Here is an 18,119-nt window from a genome sequence, read left to right as displayed (position 1 = left end):
GGAGGGGTGTCCGGACGGGCGGGCAGACCTGTTCCGCCCCCGCGCGGCAGGTCCAGAGCGGGGGAAGGCCTGCCCTAGGCGGGGAAGACGGGAATGTCCCGGTACCGGTCCCGGGTCTCGGCCGCGTCGGCACGCACCGCGGCGCCGCGCACCAGCGTCAGCGGCGCCCGGTGGCCCGAGGTGACGGCGTGTCCGTCGCCGTGCCGCGGCGTGCCGTTGTCGACCGCCGCGCCGTTGCACAGGGCGCCGTTCGGATAACCGGGGGGCGCCTGGTGAGCGGGGGCGTGCCCGCTGGACGCGGCACGACGTCCGTGCGCGTGCGGCGCGTCCGGTACGCCACCGGCGAGCGGCCCGTACGCGACCATCGCCGCCGCCGCGCCGGCACGTCCGGCGGAGGCGTGCCCGTCGGCCGACGGCGCGGCCTCGGAGCCCGGATGCGGGGCCGGGGTGACCGGCGTGGGCAGCGGTTGCCCGGGGGGTGAGGGGAGGGCGGGCGGTGAGGGCAGGCCGGGCAGTCCCGGGGCTCCCGGGAGCGTGGGCTCGCCGGGGAGCGTCGGCAGACCCGGCAGCCCCGCCGACGGGGAACCGGGCAGGGACGGCAGCGAGCGCACCGCCTCCGCGAGCCCTTCGGTCACGGACCTGGCCAGGTCACCTGCCGGCCGCACGACTCGGACGTCCGAGGAGCCCGGGTCCACCGAACGGATGGCGCGGTCGGTCACCGGTCGGAGGACCCGGCCGGGGGCAACCGGAGACGGACGCGTACCGCCGGTGAGCGTGCCGTGCTCGTCGCCCTTGCCTACCGTGGGGACGTCGGCGCCGGAAGCGTCGGTCCCAGAAGCACTGGTCTCAGAAGCATCGGTCCCAGAAGCGTCAGTCCCAGAAGCATCGGCCCCAGAAGCGTCCGCCTCGGGGGCCTTGCCTTCGGAAGCGTCTGCCTTGGAGGCGCCGGTCCCGGCAACGTCGGCGGATGCCGGGTCGGCCGTGGTGTCCCCCAGCCGCCCGGCCGCACCGGCGGTAACGGCCGAACCGGCCGAACCGGTGGTCACCACCCGTACGCCGTCCGCGTCGAGCGCCGATGCCGACGACGCCACCTCCACGGAGGTCGCCGACGGAGCCCTCTCGGCCGCATGCGCCTGCTCCCCACAGAGCACCCCGAGCGCGAACACCCCGCCCACCAGCAGCACCAGCTGGAGCGCACGCCGCCCGGCCGCCGTACGCATCACGCGCAGAGCGGCACCGGACAGGGCTACTGGCCAGATCAAGAGGGGGAGGTTCCTCCCGTGCGGCGGAACGGATGACGCGTCACGAGCGGAGCGCGACGCACCGCTTCTGAGGCGACGATCCTTGCATGTGACTCCTGAGGTTACGCAAGCCCCCCGTTACCGATGGGTAGTCATGTCCGCTTTGCTGGGCGAAGTCAGACGATGACGGGTCGACAAATCGTCAGCGAACGGTCGCCCGGGCGTCCCGTTTCCTGCCGTGTCGCGCCCGCGTTGTGCGCTCCGCGCCCTGTCGTGCGGGAACATGACGGCGTGTCCGGTGACCCATGTCACGCGGCGTCCGGTATCGGAAGCGGTCGCTTCTCGATCGCCGCCGCCATCACCTCCGGGAACAGGTCGGGCGTACAGGCGAACGCCGGTGCCCCCAACGCGGCGAGCGCGGCCGCGTGCTCCCGGTCGTAGGCGGGCGCCCCCTCGTCCGACAGCGCCAGCAGCGTCACGAACTGCACCCCCGACGCCTTCATCGCCGCCACCCGCTTCAGCATCTCGTCGCGTATCCCCCCTTCATAGAGGTCGCTGATCAGCACGACCACCGTCTCCGTGGGCCGGGTGATCTGCGACTGGCAGTACGCCAGCGCCCGGTTGATGTCCGTGCCGCCGCCGAGCTGGGTGCCGAAGAGCACGTCCACCGGGTCGTCGAGCTGGTCGGTGAGGTCGACGACCGCCGTGTCGAAGACGACGAGCCGGGTGCTGATCGACCGCATGGACGCCAGCACCGCCCCGAACACGGACGCGTACACCACGGACGCCGCCATCGAGCCCGACTGGTCGATGCAGAGAATGACCTCCTTCTTCACGGACCGGGACGCCCGCCCGTAGCCGATGAGCCGCTCCGGCACGACCGTCCGGTATTCCGGCAGGTAGTGCTTGAGGTTGGCCGCGCTCGTGCGGTTCCAGTCGATGTCGTGGTGACGGGGCCGGTTGACACGGGCGCTGCGGTCGAGCGCACCGGTGAGGGTGGCCCGGGTACGGGTGGCGAGCCGCTTCTCCAGGTCCTCGACGACCTTGCGCACCACGGCCCGTGCCGTCTCCTTCGTCGTCTCCGGCATCGCCTTGTTCAGCGACAGCAACGTGCCGACCAGGTGCACGTCGGCCTCCACCGCCTCCAGCATCTCGGGCTCCAGCAGCAGCGTGGCCAGCCCGAGCCGGTCGATGGCGTCCCGCTGCATGACCTGCACGACGGACGACGGGAAGTACGTCCGGATGTCCCCCAGCCACCGCGCGACGGACGGCGCCGAGGCGCCCAGCCCCGCCGAACGGTCCCGCCCCGCCTGCGGCTTGTCCCCCCTTCCGTACAGCGCGCCGAGCGCTCCGTCCATCGCGGCGTCCTGCCCGGACAGCGCACACCCGGTGCCGTCGGCCGCGTCACCGCCCAGCACGAGCCGCCAGCGCCGCAGCCGCTCCTGTGCCGGGTCCGTTGCCGGGTCCGTTGCCGGGTCCGCTGCCGGGTGCATCGGCCCGGTCGTCATCGTCTCGGTCGTCGTCGTCTCGGTCGTCATCGGACCGGTTGTCATCCGCGCACCCCCGTACGGAGCCGTTCCCACAGCGGAATCACCGGCACGGTCGTCGTCGGACCGTCTTCCGCCCGGCACCCGCGCCCGTCCCGCCCGGCGTCCACCGTTTCGGCCCTCTCCCCCGGCTCGCTCAGCCAGTCGCTCGTCATCACGCCACCCCCACGAGGTTGTTGTCGATGTCCTCTTCCCCTGCGTCCAGCCCCAGCAGCAGCCGCACCACCGGCAGCACCGCGTCCGCTCGCTCGCTGTCGAGCTCGGGAGCGAAGCCCGGTATGCCGGAGCCGGCGGTCACCGTGCCCCGGTGTCCCGGTCCACGCCGGACCAGTTCCCCCAGCGTTCGGCGCACGCCCGGTTCGTACGCCGAGAAGGTGCGCCGCAGCAGCGGCAGCACGTCCGTGAACGCCTCCGCGGGCACACCGCTCAGCCACTCGTCGACCAGCCCGAGCAGCCGCTCGTCGTGGACGAGGAGCATCCCGCCGCCGGAGCCACCGCCGACGAAGCCCTCGATCCAGGCTGCCGCGTCGGCCGGAGGCGTCCCCGGTGACAGCACCAGCCCCATGAGCCGCGCCGCCTGGTCCTGCGCCAACTCCCCGTCGTCCAGCAGGAGCCGCACGGCACGTCCCCGGATGACGCCGGGCACGGTGTCCCGCGACGACAGCACCCGGAGCACCGCCTGCCAACGGCGACGCAAGCCGTCGTAAGCCGGTGAGGCTCCCCGCCTCGCACCGCCCTGCCCGGCCACCGAGGACTCCCCCGAGGCGGCCGGCCCGGGACCGACGACACCGTCCGGAGCGGCCGCCCCCGCCTCGCCGGCGTCACCCGAGACGGCCTGCACTGGTGCAGCGGCCTCGCTCAGCAGCGCCACCGCCCCCTGCACGGCGTCCACATGGCGCCGCACCTCCTCCGCCGCGTCCGCGTCCAGCGCGGCACAGGCCGGGGGCAGGCCGACGAAGACGCGCTCCGCGAGGCCTGCGGCCACCTCAGCCAGCGCTCCGGTGTCCGTGCCGCGCACGTCTCCGTACCGAAGGGAGCGGACCAGGGCGGGCAGGGCCTGGGCGAGATGGCCGACGTCCGCGTCGAGCGCCGCCCGGTCGGCGAGGATCCGCATCACCGCGGGGAGCGCGTCCGGCAGTTCCGCCAGCAGGCAGCGCTCGGCGAGCGCGGTGACCTCGACGAGGCCCTGCGCGGCGACGGCGTCCGCCTCCACCTTGGCGGTCGCGGCGGCGAGCACGGTCGTACCCCACACCCCGGCCTCGGCGACCCGCACCGACAGCTCCGGCTCCCAGCGCAGCCGCCACGTCTCCCGGAACGTGCCCGTGCTCCCCCGCGAGGCGGCCGGCTCGCCCCAGCCGACGCCGAGCAGCCGCAGCCGGTGCAGCAGCCTGCTGCGCTCGGCGTCGGTCTCCTTGCGCAGGTCGAGCTCCAGCTCACGCTCCAGCGCCTCCGGCTTGAGGCGCAGCCGCCGCTGGATACGGGCGAGGTCGCGCTGCAAGGGCACGGCGGGCGCCGACCGCGGCACCTCCCCCAGCACGTTCCCCACGACCAGCCGGTCGTGCACCAGCGCCAGCGGCACGTCCGAGCCCTCGCACATCACCGCCCGCACGGCGTCCGTCGTCTCGCTCAGGCCGGGCAGCGGACGGCCGCGCATCGCGGCGAGCGTCTCGGCCAGCCGCACCGCCTCGATGACGTGTGCCGAGGAGACGATCCGGTCCTCCTCCCGCAGCAGACCCGCCACCTTGGTCAGCCACCGCTCGACCGGCCGGTCCGGCGCACCGAACAGATGGCCGTACCACCCCGGCGAGTCGATGCCCGCGCCATATCCACTGCTCCGGGACAGCCTGCGGTGGGTCCACGGCACCCACGTCATGTCCACTTTGGCCTTGGGCAGCCCCTTCAGCAGCGCCTTGTCGGCGGCGACGGTGGCCTTCCGCCGCAGCGCCGGCACATGCCACGCCCCGCAGACCACCGCGACCTGGTCGGCGAACTCCCGTTGCGCCGCCCGTACCTGGAGCCGCATGTAGGCCTCCCGCACGAGGTCCCGGTCGTGTCCGCCGCTCCCACAGGTCTCCCGCAGTGCTCCCATCGCCTCCTCCAGCGCGGTGAACGGCGCGAGCGGGTCGCCGTCCCCCACGCCCCGGTGCTCGACGACGTCCTCCCACCACCGCTCCGGATCGTCGTAACCGGCGGTCTCGGCCAGCACGGCGAGCGGATCGACCCGGACGTCCGCCTCGGACGCGGCATCGTCGGGCCCCTTCTGCGCAGAGGGGCTGTGCCACGCCAGCGTGTGGGTGGCCGGCAGGTCGATGAAGCGGGCCGGGACGTCGTGGTCCAGGGCCCAGCGGATCGCCACCCACTCCGGGGAGAACTCGGCGAGCGGCCAGAACGCCGAGCGGCCGGGCTCGTCCACGGCGTGGGCGAGAAGGGCGACCGGCGGCCGCATCTCCTCGTCGGCGGCCAGCGGGATCAGCGCGTCGGCCTCCGGCGGTCCCTCGATCAGCACGACCCGGGGCCGAGCCGTCTCCAGCGCGGCCCGCACCGCCCGCGCCGACCCCGGTCCGTGGTGCCGTACGCCGAGCAGCAGCGGCCCCGCGTCGAAGGCCCCGCCCCCGGTCCTTTCAACTCCCGTCACATGATCCCCCTCGCCGCCGGGCCCGGCCCGCCTCCTCGTCCCCGCTCGTCCGCCGCGCCGCCCGCCCCGCGGTGCCGGAGGCCGACGCTCCCTGGCGCTTTCCGCCCCACATCGAGGTGTTCACGCGCCCACCTCCCGGCAGGCCCGGTAGAAGTCCTTCCAGCCGTCGCGCTCACGGACGACCGTCTCCAGGTACTCCTGCCAGATCACACGGTCGGCCGCCGGGTCGCGGACGACGGCGCCGAGGATGCCCGCGGCGACATCGCTCGGCCCCAGCACGCCGTCACCGAAGTGGGCCGCGAGCGCGAGTCCGTTGGTGACGACGGAGATCGCCTCGGCCGTCGACAGGGTGCCGCTCGGCGACTTCAGCTTCGTACGCCCGTCGGACGTCACCCCGTCACGCAGCTCGCGGAAGACGGTGACGACGCGACGGATCTCGTCGATCCCGTCGGGCGCGGCCGGCAGGTCCAGGGAGCGGCCGATCTGGTCGACGCGGCGCGAGACGATGTCGACCTCGGCGTCGGCGCTCTCCGGCAGCGGCAGCACGACGGTGTTGAAGCGGCGGCGCAGGGCGCTGGACAGGTCGTTGACCCCTCGGTCACGGTCGTTGGCCGTGGCGATCAGGTTGAAGCCGCGGACCGCCTGTACCTCCTGGCCCAGCTCTGGTATCGGCAGCGTCTTCTCCGACAGGATGGTGATGAGCGTGTCCTGCACGTCGGCCGGAATGCGGGTCAGCTCCTCGACGCGGGCCGTCATGCCCTCCGCCATGGCCCGCATGACCGGGCTGGGCACGAGGGCGTCCCGGCTGGGACCGTGGGCGAGCAGCTGCGCGTAGTTCCAGCCGTAGCGGATCGCCTCCTCCGGTGTGCCGGCCGTGCCCTGCACCAGCAGCGTGGAGTCGCCGCTGACCGCCGCGGCCAGATGCTCGGACACCCACGTCTTGGCCGTGCCGGGCACGCCGAGCAGGAGCAGGGCGCGGTCGGTGGCGAGCGTGGTGACGGCGACCTCCACGATGCGGCGCGGGCCCACGTACTTCGGTGTGATCACCGTGCCGTCCGGCAGTGTGCCGCCGAGCAGGTACGTCGCGACGGCCCACGGGGACAGCTTCCAGCGGTCCGGGCGCGGTCGGTCGTCCTGCGCGGCCAGCGCGGCGAGTTCGTGGGCGAAGGCGTCCTCGGCGTGCGGCCGCAACTCCTCGGGCAGCTCCCTCTCGCTCGGTCCCACGGACGTCGGTTCAACGGACACAGGCATGGCTGATTCCCCCTCCAGCTCGGCCGGTTCGGATCTGGTATCCACCGTGCACCACGCCACTGACAATCCGTGCTGACCTGCAAAAACGCTCTCGCGAGGCCGCTCGTCGGACCGATTGTCAGTGGTGGGATCTACCTTCGTTGGCATGACTCAGCAGGGGGTGCGCTGGACCGCGGACCAGGTGCTGGCACTGGCGCCTGACGCCGCGTCGCGCAAAGCGGGAAGCAAACTCGGCGCGGCGGGGCCGTGGTCCGAGGCGGGGAGTTCCGACGAGGGGACGGTGTGGGGGCTGTGCAAGGGCAGTGGCAGCAAGCCGTATCAGACGGTCATCGATATCGCGGACGCGTCGGGTCCCGCGTACAAGTGCAGTTGTCCGAGCCGGAAGTTCCCGTGCAAGCACGCGCTCGGGCTGCTGCTGCTGTGGGCGGGCGGAGACGGTGCGGTGCCGCGGGGACAGGCACCGGACTGGGCCGAGCAGTGGATGGCAGGCCGGCGTCAGCGCGCGGAGGAGAAGCGGGCCGCGGGCGCGCCCGGTTCCTCCTCCGGGTCGGGTGATCCGGAGGCGGCACGGCGCAGAGCGGAGCGCCGGGCCGAGCGGATCACCGCGGGGGCGACGGAGCTGGAGCAGCGTCTGGTGGACCTGCTGCGCGGCGGCCTGGCCGGCGCGGAGCAGGCGGGGTACGGGCTGTGGGAGGAGACGGCGGCCCGCATGGTCGATGCCCAAGCGCCCGGGCTGGCCGCTCGGGTGAGGGAGTTGGGGGCGATCCCGTCGTCGGGCCCCGGCTGGCCGGTGCGGCTGCTGGAGGAGTGTGCTCTCCTGCACCTCCTCGACCAGGGCTGGCTGCGCCGCGGACGGCTGCCGGACGGCCTGGCGGCGACGGTCCGCTCACGCGTCGGTCTGCCCACGTCGGCGGACGGCCCGCCGGTGCGGGACCGCTGGCTGGTCCTCGCCCAGTACGACACGGCGGACACACGTCTGACGACCCGCCGGATATGGCTCTACGGCGCCGAGTCGGGCCGCACCGCGCTGCTCCTCTCCTACGGTGCCGCCGGCCGCGCCCCTGAGCTGGCGCTGCCGGTCGGGCTGACCCTGGAGGCGGAGGTGACCGCGTACCCGGGCGCCGGCCGGCAGAGGGCTGCCCTGGGCGAACAGTTCGCCGCACCCGCGCCGGCACCGATCAGACCGCCGGGTGTGACGACGGCCGAGGCGGCCGCCCTCTATGGCGAGGCTCTGCGCGACGACCCGTGGCTGGACTCGGTCCCGGTGACCCTGGACTGCGTGATACCGACCCCGGACGGCGACTCCTGGCAGCTGGCGGACGCCGACCAGGACACGGCGCTCCCGCTCACCCCGGCCGCCCGCGCCCGCCCGGGCCTGTGGCGCCTCGTCGCCCTGTCGGGAGGCGCGCCGGTCAAGGTCTTCGGCGAGTGCGGCCACCGTGGTTTCACCCCGCTGGCCGCCTGGCCGCAGGGGCCGGGCGACGCGGTGGCCCTGTGCTGAGCCGACGCCCCGCCCACGGGCCCGGGCACCTCAGGACACCACCCGCGTACGCCCTGGCCCCGGCACACCCCGGACGCCGCCCGGGTACGCCCTCCGGGCCCACGGGCCCAGAACCGGGTGAGCCGTGAGCCACCCCAGGCACCACAGCCACCCCGGACCAGCCACCTCAGGCACCCACGCACCCAGGTACGCAGACACCCAAGCACCCAAGCACCCAGGCACCCAGGCACCCAGGCACCCAGGCACCCAACGGAAAGGAACCGCATGACCAGGACCTCCGCACCCGCGGACACGCCCGCGCCGGGCGCCTGGGAGGAGCTCGTCACCGCGGCCCTGCTCGGCACGGCGCGGCGTACGCCCCCGAACTGCGAGCCGGGCCGGGAAGCACCGGTGGCCCTGCTGGACGCGGCGGCCGCGGAGACCGTACGGAGGCGTGCCGGACTGCGGCCGGCGCCGGCGGCGGAGCGTCCGGCGCCGGCTCCCGAGGACCCGCGCCCGCCCCTGCCGGCCGCGGCCGCCCGCAGACTCGCGATGCTGCTGGCCGACCGCCCCGGCACGGCGGGCGGGGGTCGCAGGGGCACGACACCGGACCTGATGGAGCTGCTGCCCCAGTGGCTCTCGGCGGCCAACGCCCACGGTTACGCGGCTCCGCCGCAGGCGCTGCCCGCGCTGCTGGACGCGGCACGGGGGCGGACTGATCTGCGGCCGGCGGTGCTGACCTTCGCCGGGCCGCGCGCGCTGTGGCTCGCCCGGCTGAACCCGGACTGGCGGTTCGCCCTGCGTGCGACGCCGGGCGGGGGCACGGCGGTGCCGCGTCCCGAGGACACGGAGAAGGTGCACCGGCTCTGGCAGGAGGGTCTCTTCGCGGAGCGGGTCGCCCTCCTCTCCGCCATCCGCGCCCGTGAGCCCGCCGCCGCGCGCGAACTGCTCGCCACCACCTGGGCGTCGGAGCGGGCCGAGGACCGGCTGATGTTCCTAGACTCGCTGCGGACGGGGCTGGGGCCGCAGGACGAGCCGTTCCTGGAGCAGGCACTCACCGACCGGAGCCGCAACGTGCGGGCGACGGCGGCGGAGCTGCTGTCCGCGCTGCCCGGGTCGGCGCTCGCCGCCCGGATGGCGGTCCGGGCCTCGGCGTGCGTGGCCGTCGACCACACCGGGAACGCACCGACGATCACCGTGGAGGCGCCGCACGAGTGCGACGCCGACATGGAGCGTGACGGCGTCGTACCCAAAGCTCCTGCGGGTCGAGGTGAACGGTCGTGGTGGCTCGGCCAGTTGGTGGAGGCGGCACCGCTCGGCACCTGGCGCGGGCGGCTCGGCGGGCGGACGCCCCAGGAGATCGTCGCGCTGCCGGTGGCGGACGACTGGCGGGGCGAGCTGCACGCGGCGTGGTGCCGGGCGGCGGTACGGCAGCGGGACGCCGACTGGGCGCGGGCGTTGCTCGGGACGCCCACGGCAGCCGAGGCCGGTGGTCCGGGGGCGGTGTCCCTGGCCGAGCGGGCGAAGCTGCTCGGCACGCTGGACGCAGGGGAACGAGCGGAGTGGGTGGCCGGGTTCATAGCGACGCACGGACTGTCCGAGGCGTTCCAGCTGCTCGGAGTGTGTGCGGTGCCGTGGGCCGCGCCCCTGGGGCGAGCGGTCGTGGACGCGCTCAACATCGCGCGTGACGCGGGGAGTTACCCATGGAGCTTCAGCGGAGTCATGGGCCTGGCCGAACGCTGCCTCGCTCCCTCCGAAGCGAGCCGGCTCGACGGTCTGCTGGCGATACCGGACGAACCGGAGGACGCGTCGCCGGGAGCGGGCGGGTACTGGGCGGAGGCCTTCCAGCGCCTGGTCACGACATTGCGTCTGCGCGCGGCGATGGCCGAGGAGTTGAGGGCGGCACCAGCGAGCTGACGTCGGCCGAGGTGGCCGCCGCGCCTGCCCTGTGGCGGGCTCGTCACACCGCCACGACCCCGTCCCTCAACGTCCCCGGACAGCCCACCTAGGCCTGCGCAGGCTGCCGTACGTTCGCCCGTACCCAGTCCACGATCGACGCGGTCGTCGCGCCGGGCGTGAAGATCTCCGCGACGCCCTTCTCCTTCAGCGGAGCGATGTCCGCCTCGGGGATGATGCCGCCGCCGAAGACCAGGATGTCCTCCGCGTCCCGCTCCTTGAGCAGGTCGATCACGGCCGCGAAGAGCGTGTTGTGCGCACCGGAGAGGATGGACAGCCCGATCGCGTCGGCATCCTCCTGGATCGCGGTGTCGACGATCTGCTCGGGGGTCTGGTGGAGCCCGGTGTAGATGACCTCCATACCGGCGTCGCGCAGCGCCCGCGCGATCACCTTGGCCCCGCGATCGTGGCCGTCGAGCCCCGGCTTGGCCACCACCACGCGGATCGGACCGGCTGCCACACCCATCACTGCCTCCATGAAGCGACTACATCCATCCGTACCGACAAGTACCGCACACATCACTCATGTCGTACATGCCACGCAGATCACACACATCGAGCACGCGATGCGCGACACGCACGCCATACAAGAGCAGCGCGGCACGCGGTCCGCGCGTACGTCACATTCCACCACCCGCCGCACCGGATGCGCCGCCACAGCACGGAACCCCCGCACCACACCGTCCCGGGGAAGTGAACGAACGTTATCTCCAGCATCCCGCAACCGGCAGTTTCGCGGTGGATACCGAGGGGGAAATCACACAATGGGACACGTTCGCCGCGCACCGTTCCGAGCTTCCGCGGCCCACGCGCCGCACACCCCGCGGCACCCGGGGCCACGGCAGGGACACGCGCAAGGAGAGCCGCGACGAGGGCGCGCGGGGCACGTAGGGCAGGCAGGGCACACGACGGCGGGGACCCTCTCATCGGCACACCGACAGGGCCCCTCCTCGCAGCACCGGCGTCACATGCGCCACTCGCCAGTCTTGTCCCACGTTACTCGCGTATGCCCCATCCAGCATCTGGTGTCACGGCTCTCCATGAGGGCACACGGGGAACAGAGGAGTTCCACCGCGTGCCGACAGGAGGTCGGCCAATGAAGGTCACCAGGGCGGCTCTGCCCTTCCTGCCGTTCTGCCAGCGCCTCCTCCCGAGCCGACTGGCAGGCCTGTCCCTGGCCCTTCTGAAAGCGACCGCACTGGAGTTCGCGATCCTCGCGGGGCACCTGCTCCTCTATCCCTCCGGCATCACCAATGAGCGCCGGCCCACCCCCACGCCCCCCTCGCCGAGCTCACCGGACCTCCTGGAGTCACCGGACTCCCCGCACCCCGCCGACACCGCCCGGCTGCCGGCCCAGGCGAAGCCCCCGGTCGTTCTGCTGCACGGCTTCATCGACAACCGTTCGGTCTTCGTCCTGCTGCGCCGCAGCCTCGCCCAGCACGGCAGGCAGCAGATCGAGTCGCTCAACTACTCGCCGCTGACCTGCGACATCCGCACCGCGGCCGAGTTGCTCGGCCGGCACATAGAGGAGATGTGCGAGCGCACGGGCTACGAGCAGGTCGATGTCGTCGGGCACAGCCTGGGCGGGCTGATCGCGCGGTACTACGTGCAGCGGCTCGGTGGAGACGCCCGCGTCCGGACACTGGTGACGCTGGGCACCCCGCATGCCGGCACCCGGGTGGCGCCGCTGGCGAACGCGCACCCGATCGTGCGCCAGATGCGCCCCGACTCCCCCGTGATCGAGGAACTGACCCAGCCCGCGCCCGGCTGCCGTACGCAGTTCGTGAGCTTCTGGAGCGACCTCGACCGCGTGATGGACCCGTTGGAGTCGGCCTGCATCGACCACCCCGACCTGAAAGTGCAGAACGTGCAGGTCACGGGGATCGGCCATCTCGCCCTGCCCGTACACCCCGCCGTCGCGGCCGGGATACGGCAGGCCCTCGACACGCCCGGGACGGAAACCGGGTCCGCCGATCACGCCGACGGACTGACCGTCGCATGACGGCGGGATGAGCGGGGCGGCGCGAAAACCACCCCGTCACCGCCGGCCCACAGCGCCCCGACACCCGACCAAAATCGAACAATCTTCGAACACAAGGCCAAACTCGCGCCCGCACTCCCCCGAAACACGGCCGATTGCCCTTTTCCTGCGCGCACGAAACCCGCCGAAGATTGTCGTGCCCGCGTACCGCCGGGTACAGTCGCCGCACTGCTCTGGCAGCCCCTGTTGTCGAGGCGAAAGAGAAGTTGGTGAACGACCGTCACCCGTCGGGGACCATGACCCCGGCTCCGGCTTCCGACGCCGCCTCGGCGCACTACGCGTCGTACGGCACCCAGGAAGCCCAGTACGGCGACTTCACCACATACGGCGGCTACGACACCACCGGATTCGACGCGGGCGGCCACGCGACGGCGGCCTTCGAGACGGACCCCCTCTTCGGCAGCCTCCCGAGCCAGAACACGGGCTCGTACGACACCGGCCAATGGGCCACCGGCAGCCAGGAGACCCTGAACTACGACGCCTACGCGGCCCACCACCACGCCGCCTACGACACCGGCGCCTACGACACGACCTCCTGGACGCACGACCACCAGCCGCTGTCCGTCATCCCGCACCAGGCCACCAGCCCGGACGCCACCGGCCAGTGGGACGCGAACGCCTGGCTCCAGCCCGACCAGTCCGGCAATCCGGCCGACCAGACCCAGCAGTGGGACTGGGGCACGCAGACCTTCGACACCGGCGCCTACGACGCCACGCAGTGGAACTCCGACGGCGCGTCCGGCGGCACCCACCAGCCTGCCGACGAGTACGAGTCCCCAGGCGAATCCTTCGGCCAGCCGGGCACCGCGGTCTTCGAGCAGGCGGAGCAGGCCGACTACGGCGAACCGGCCGCGTACGACGACCACACCTCGTACGACCACGTCACCACCTATGACCAGGCCCGCCCGGACGACAGCGAGTTGGCCTCCACCGGCGAGATGCCCGCCGTGGCGCCACTCCTCGACGGCCAGGAAGAGGCCGCCCCGGCCCCGCGCGCGGCCTCCCGGTCGTCCCGTTCCCGCCGCCGCCCACCCGCCAAGCGCTCCGCGCTGCTGACCATCGCCGTTCCCTCGGCCTGCGTGATGGGTGTCGCGGGGATCGCCGCCGCGTCCGTCGGCAGCTTCACCGACGACAGCACGGACGCCTCGACGCTCGCGGCGGACGCACCGCCGGTGCAGCCGTCCACCGCCAACAGCAAGCTGGACACCCAGCTCGAAAGTCTCTCCGCGGGCGCCGACGACTTCGCCGACCGGGCCAGCCGGACACAGGAACGCATCGACCTCAAGGCCCAGCAGGAGGCCGAGAAGAAGCGAGCGGCGGCGGAAGCGGCCCGCAAGGAGCGCCTGCGCCCGAAATACGCCGTGCCGGTCGCCCAGCACGGGCTCAGCGCCTACTTCGGCCAGTCCGGCATCAACTGGATGTCCCAGCACACAGGCATCGACTTCCCCGTCTCGTACGGCACGACGGTGATGGCCGCGACCGACGGCACCGTCCGTACGCAGTACAACGTCGCCTACGGCAACATGATGATCGTGACCGCGAAGGACGGTACGGAGACGTGGTACTGCCACCTCTCCAGCTACCGGGTCGCCTCCGGTACGACCGTGAAGGCCGGCCAGCCGATCGCGTACTCCGGCAACTCGGGCAACTCGACCGGCCCGCACCTGCACTTCGAGGTACGGCCCGGCGGTGGCTCGGCGATCGACCCGCTGCCCTGGCTGCGCAGCCACGGCCTCGACCCGACGTAACGTCCCGGCAGGCCCCCGCCGATCAGCGGGGGGCTCACGTCACCGAACTACAGCTTCTCCACCGGCGCGTACCGCAGCAGCAGCCGCTTCGGCTTCGCGTCCCCGAAGTCGATCGTCGCCTCGGCGTTGCTGCCGGTGCCCTTCACCGCGACCACGGTCCCGAGCCCGAACTGGTCGTGCGTGACCCGGTCCCCGACCGCCAGCGCGACCACCGGCTTCTCCGAGGACCGGCTCGTGGCGAAGCCCGACGCGCCCGACGCCGACGAGCGGGAGCGGGACGACGACAGTGAGGCCGCCACACCCGAGACCGCCCTGGAGGGCGGGGACGCGCTCGCTCCGGTGCGCTTCCACTCCACGTGGGCGGGCGGGATCTCCTCCAGGAAGCGTGAGGGCGGGTTGTACGACGGCTGCCCCCAGGCGCTGCGCATCGTCGACCGCGTGAGATACAGCCGCTCCCGCGCGCGCGTGATGCCTACGTACGCCAGGCGCCGCTCCTCCTCCAGCTCCTTGGTCTGCCCGAGGGCGCGCATGTGCGGGAAGACGCCGTCCTCCATGCCGGTCAGGAAGACGACCGGGAACTCAAGGCCCTTGGCGGTGTGCAGGGTCATCAGGGTGATGACGCCGTCGCCCTCCTCGTCGGGGATCTCGTCCGAGTCGGCGACGAGGGCGACCTGCTCCAGGAACTCGGCGAGGGTGCCGGGGTTGTCCTCACTGCGGGCCTGCTCGAACTCCAGGGCCACGGCGGCGAGTTCCCGGAGGTTCTCGATCCGGGTCTCGTCCTGCGGGTCGGTGGAGGCCTGCAACTCGGCGAGGTAGCCGGTGCGTTCGAGCACGGCCTCCAGCACGGTCGCCGGTCCCGCGCCGGACTCGACGATCGTACGGAGGTCCTCCATCAGCGTGTTGAACCGCTTCACGGCGTTCGCCGAGCGCGCGGCCATGCCGTACGCCTCGTCGACGCGCTTCAGGGCCTGCGGGAAGCTGATCTTCTCCCGCTGGGAGAGGGCGTCGATCATGGCCTCGGCACGGTCACCGATGCCCCGCTTCGGGACGTTGAGGATGCGGCGCAGCGGCACCGAGTCCTCCGGGTTGGCCAGCACCCGCAGGTAGGCCAGGACGTCCCGGACCTCCTTGCGCTCGTAGAAGCGGACACCGCCGACGACCTTGTAGGGCAGGCCGACGCGGATGAAGACCTCTTCGAAGACACGGGACTGGGCGTTGGTGCGGTAGAAGACGGCTACGTCACCGGCCTTCGCCTGGCCCGCGTCCGTCAGACGGTCTATCTCGTCGGCGACGAACTGCGCCTCGTCGTGCTCGGTGTCGGCGACATACCCGGTGATCAGCGCGCCGGCGCCCGCGTTGGTCCACAGGTTCTTGGGGCGTCGGGACTCGTTGCGCTCGATGACGGCGTTGGCAGCGCTCAGGATCGTCTGGGTGGAGCGGTAGTTCTGCTCCAGCAGGATCGTCGTCGCGTCCGGGTAGTCCTCCTCGAACTGGAGGATGTTGCGGATGGTCGCGCCGCGGAAGGCGTAGATCGACTGGTCGGCGTCACCCACCACGCAGAGCTCGGCGGGCGGGATGTCGTCCGGGCCGGGCGGCACGTCCACGGGGTGTTCCGCGGTGCCGACGAGTTCACGCACAAGGGCGTACTGCGCGTGGTTGGTGTCCTGGTACTCGTCCACGAGGACGTGGCGGAAGCGGCGGCGGTAGTGCTCGGCGACGTCCGGGAAGGCGCGCAGCAGGTTGACCGTCGTCATGATCAGGTCGTCGAAGTCGAGGGCGTTCGCCTCGCGCAGCCGCGACTGGTACAGGGCGTAGGCCTGGGCGAGGGTCTTCTCGAAGCCGTCGGAGGCCTGTGCGGCGAAGTCCTCCTCGTCGATCAGCTCGTTCTTCAGGTTGGAGATCTTGGCGCTGAAGGACTTGGGCGGGAAGCGCTTGGGGTCGAGCTCCAGGTCTCGGCAGACCAGGGCCATCAGGCGCTTGGAGTCGGCGGCGTCGTAGATCGAGAAGGACGAGGTGAAGCCGAGCCTCTTCGACTCCCTGCGCAGGATGCGCACGCACGCGCTGTGGAAGGTCATCACCCACATCGCGTGGGCCCGCGGGCCGACGAGCTGCTCGACGCGCTCCTTCATCTCGCCCGCGGCCTTGTTGGTGAAGGTGATCGCGAGGATCTGGCCCGGGTGCACGTCCCGCTCGGCCAGCAGGTGGGCGATGCGGTGGGTGAGCACGCGGGTCTTGCCGGAGCCGGCGCCGGCCACGATGAGCAGCGGGGAGCCGGAGTGGACGACGGCGGCGCGCTGGTTGTCGTTCAGTCCCTCCAGAAGAGCGGCCGGGTCCGTCACGGGGCGGGGGGCGCCGTCGCGGTAGTACGCGTCCCGGTCCGGTGGCACGTCGAACTTCCCGCCGAACAGATCGTCCGGAATCGGCTCCGGTACATGATCGTCCTCGGGCGGCGGCGGGGGTTCTTCCTCGTGGCCCCGCGGGGCCTTGAGGTCCGCCAGGAAGCTGTCGTCAAAGAGGCTGCTCATCGCTCTCCGAGTCTAGGGCGCCCCACTGACAGCCCGCCGCCGCCCTGAGAACTTCCCGGCCGGCACAAGCCCGGCCCGTCACCCGCTCACCCTCCACGACCGCTCCGCCACATGCCGTGACCAGCCCCATCGCGCCCCGGAAGCAACAGATCACTTCCAACAGGTCACCGTGAGCGACAAATATGCCAAGGTCACGAAAATGTATCGGGCATATCGCCCACCAACCTTCACAGCGGCCACACGAGTTGGCTACCGTTCCGGCAGGCCGTACGACCCCCACCGGCGAACGTCGCCGGGCCGCACGGCCTCCGCCGAGTCCGGCGCGCCCGCACGGCAGCCGGAGCCGGGGACCCACCGAGACCTTGGGGTGAATCGGCCCACCCCGCCCTTCGGGGCGCGGGCCGTAGGGCAACCCTTCCGAACCATCCGCCCGAACCCGACAGCTAACCCGGTAGGCGGAGCATGGAAGGAGTCGCCTCCCTTGGCGTCGCACCGCAAGTCGCGTCCCGCGGGTACGCGTGTCGCAGGCATACGGACCCCCGCTCTCGCCACAGCGGCCCTCACCTCCGTGGCCCTGCTCTCCCAGTCGGCCAACGCCGCCCCCTCGACCGACGACAAGCCCAGCCTCGAAGAGGTCGAGAAGAAGGTCGACGACCTGTACCGCCAGGCGGGGTCGGCGACCGAGAAGTACAACGCGGCCAAGGAGAAGACCGCGAAGCAGCGCAAGCGCGTCGACACCCTCCTCGACGACGTCGCCAAGCGCACCGAGAAACTCAACGAGGCGCGTGAGGAGCTGGGTTCCTTCGCCGCGGCCCAGTACCGCACCGGGGCTTCCGTCCCCGACACCGCGACCTTCCTGCTCGCGGACTCCCCGCAGGACTACTTCGACCAGAACCAGCTGATGGGCCGGCTGACCTCCCGCGAGAAGGAGGCGGTCGACGCCTACTTCACGCAGCAGTCCGAGACGATGAGGAAGCGTCAGGAGGCCACCGAGAGCCTTGAGACGCTCACCGAGTCGCAGGGCGACCTGAAGACGGCCAAGGCGACCGTCCAGAAGAAGCTCGCCGATGCGCGCGAGCTGCTGTCGAAGCTGACCGCCGAGGAGAAGGCGCGGCTGGCGGCGATCGAGAAGCAGAAGCAGGAGGAGGCCGCCCGCAAGGCCGCGGAGCTCGCCCGGCAGCAGGCGGAGGAGGCGCAGCAGCAACAGCAGCAGCAGCAGGACAGCACCCCCAGCCCGTCGGAGTCGGCCACGACTGCGCCGTCCCCCTCGTCCCCGCCCTCCGACTCCTCGTACGCCACGAAGGCCGAGAAGGCGATCGCCTTCGCACGCGCGCAGATCGGCAAGCCGTACGTGTGGGGGGCGACCGGCCCCGGCTCCTACGACTGCTCCGGCCTCACCCAGGCCGCCTGGAAGGCCGCGGGCGTGAGCCTGCCGCGCACCACCTACGACCAGGTCAACGCCGGCACGACGGTCTCGCTCGCCGACGCCCAGCCCGGCGACCTGGTCTTCTTCTACGACGACATCAGCCACGTCGGCATCTACATCGGCAACGGCATGATGATCCACGCGCCCAAGCCCGGCGCGTACGTCCGCGAGGAGTCGATCTACTACGACGGCGAGTCGTCGATCCACAGCGTGGTACGACCGGCCTGAGCCCCCGGCGCCTGTGTGCGCCCACGGCGTTTCCCTCTTCC

General features: G+C 72.3%; 11 protein-coding genes and 1 riboswitch. Of the genes, 5 read left to right on the top strand and 6 right to left on the bottom strand.

Going from position 1 to position 18,119, the window contains the following annotated elements:
- Positions 1–74 precede the first annotated feature (74 nt).
- The 4 genes from NW895_RS09310 to NW895_RS09295 all read right to left on the bottom strand — a co-directional run bounded on the left by NW895_RS09310 (position 75) and on the right by NW895_RS09295 (position 6,674).
- Positions 75–1,262 (bottom strand): hypothetical protein, encoded by a 1,188-nt coding sequence (locus NW895_RS09310; protein WP_289934905.1) that lies wholly within the window; start codon positions 1,260–1,262, stop codon positions 75–77.
- Between the two features lie 287 nt (positions 1,263–1,549).
- On the bottom strand, positions 1,550–2,734 hold the full coding sequence (locus tag NW895_RS09305; RefSeq protein ID WP_289935500.1) for a VWA domain-containing protein: 1,185 nt from the start codon (positions 2,732–2,734) through the stop codon (positions 1,550–1,552).
- Positions 2,735–2,942: 208 nt separating this feature from the next.
- On the bottom strand, positions 2,943–5,423 hold the full coding sequence (locus tag NW895_RS09300; protein WP_289934904.1) for a DUF5682 family protein: 2,481 nt from the start codon (positions 5,421–5,423) through the stop codon (positions 2,943–2,945).
- Between the two features lie 120 nt (positions 5,424–5,543).
- On the bottom strand, positions 5,544–6,674 hold the full coding sequence (locus tag NW895_RS09295; protein WP_289934903.1) for an AAA family ATPase: 1,131 nt from the start codon (positions 6,672–6,674) through the stop codon (positions 5,544–5,546).
- A gap of 145 nt (positions 6,675–6,819) precedes the next feature.
- Between NW895_RS09295 and NW895_RS09290 the strand changes: the two genes are divergently transcribed.
- Together NW895_RS09290 and NW895_RS09285 are read left to right on the top strand one after the other, a co-directional pair.
- Positions 6,820–8,175, top strand: a complete 1,356-nt coding sequence (locus NW895_RS09290; protein WP_289934902.1) for an SWIM zinc finger family protein — start codon at positions 6,820–6,822, stop codon at positions 8,173–8,175.
- A gap of 264 nt (positions 8,176–8,439) precedes the next feature.
- Positions 8,440–10,071, top strand: coding sequence for a DUF5691 domain-containing protein (locus tag NW895_RS09285; RefSeq protein WP_289934901.1), 1,632 nt, complete (start codon positions 8,440–8,442; stop codon positions 10,069–10,071).
- Positions 10,072–10,159: 88 nt separating this feature from the next.
- Here the strand turns inward: NW895_RS09285 and NW895_RS09280 are convergent, their stop codons facing one another.
- The gene (locus tag NW895_RS09280; protein WP_188184044.1) at positions 10,160–10,576 is read right to left on the bottom strand and encodes a cobalamin B12-binding domain-containing protein; all 417 of its coding nucleotides are present in this window, start codon (positions 10,574–10,576) and stop codon (positions 10,160–10,162) included.
- 630 nt (positions 10,577–11,206) lie between these two features.
- Here NW895_RS09280 and NW895_RS09275 point away from each other — a divergent pair.
- Together NW895_RS09275 and NW895_RS09270 are read left to right on the top strand one after the other, a co-directional pair.
- Positions 11,207–12,112 carry an alpha/beta fold hydrolase gene (locus NW895_RS09275; protein ID WP_289934900.1) on the top strand — a complete coding sequence of 302 codons (906 nt, stop codon included), beginning with the start codon at positions 11,207–11,209 and terminating at the stop codon, positions 12,110–12,112.
- A gap of 248 nt (positions 12,113–12,360) precedes the next feature.
- Positions 12,361–13,899, top strand: coding sequence for a M23 family metallopeptidase (locus NW895_RS09270; RefSeq protein WP_289934899.1), 1,539 nt, complete (start codon positions 12,361–12,363; stop codon positions 13,897–13,899).
- Positions 13,900–13,946: 47 nt separating this feature from the next.
- On the opposite strand, the gene pcrA is transcribed toward NW895_RS09270, so the two are convergent.
- Positions 13,947–16,424, bottom strand: a complete 2,478-nt coding sequence (gene pcrA / locus NW895_RS09265) for a DNA helicase PcrA (protein ID WP_289934898.1) — start codon at positions 16,422–16,424, stop codon at positions 13,947–13,949.
- 299 nt (positions 16,425–16,723) lie between these two features.
- Positions 16,724–16,897, top strand: a riboswitch (cyclic di-AMP (ydaO/yuaA leader).
- Positions 16,898–16,905: 8 nt separating this feature from the next.
- Between pcrA and NW895_RS09260 the strand changes: the two genes are divergently transcribed.
- Positions 16,906–18,078, top strand: coding sequence for an NlpC/P60 family protein (locus NW895_RS09260; protein WP_289934897.1), 1,173 nt, complete (start codon positions 16,906–16,908; stop codon positions 18,076–18,078).
- The last annotated feature ends 41 nt before the right edge of the window (positions 18,079–18,119 follow it).

The organism is Streptomyces sp. S.PNR 29 (assembly GCF_030386795.1).
Taxonomy (GTDB): domain Bacteria; phylum Actinomycetota; class Actinomycetes; order Streptomycetales; family Streptomycetaceae; genus Streptomyces.
The sequence above is the reverse complement of the archived record's forward strand: the minus strand, read 5'-3'. Positions and strand labels throughout refer to the sequence as shown.

What these genes read in the sequence shown, in the direction of transcription:
- pcrA (WP_289934898.1), bottom strand. Translation starts at nt 16,424, where the DNA reads ATGAGCAGCCTCTTTGACGACAGCTTCCTGGCGGACCTCAAGGCCCCG.
- NW895_RS09275 (WP_289934900.1), top strand. Translation starts at nt 11,207, where the DNA reads ATGAAGGTCACCAGGGCGGCTCTGCCCTTCCTGCCGTTCTGCCAGCGC.
- NW895_RS09290 (WP_289934902.1), top strand. Translation starts at nt 6,820, where the DNA reads ATGACTCAGCAGGGGGTGCGCTGGACCGCGGACCAGGTGCTGGCACTG.
- NW895_RS09280 (WP_188184044.1), bottom strand. Translation starts at nt 10,576, where the DNA reads ATGGGTGTGGCAGCCGGTCCGATCCGCGTGGTGGTGGCCAAGCCGGGG.
- NW895_RS09305 (WP_289935500.1), bottom strand. Translation starts at nt 2,734, where the DNA reads ATGCACCCGGCAGCGGACCCGGCAACGGACCCGGCAACGGACCCGGCA.
- NW895_RS09295 (WP_289934903.1), bottom strand. Translation starts at nt 6,674, where the DNA reads ATGCCTGTGTCCGTTGAACCGACGTCCGTGGGACCGAGCGAGAGGGAG.
- NW895_RS09285 (WP_289934901.1), top strand. Translation starts at nt 8,440, where the DNA reads ATGACCAGGACCTCCGCACCCGCGGACACGCCCGCGCCGGGCGCCTGG.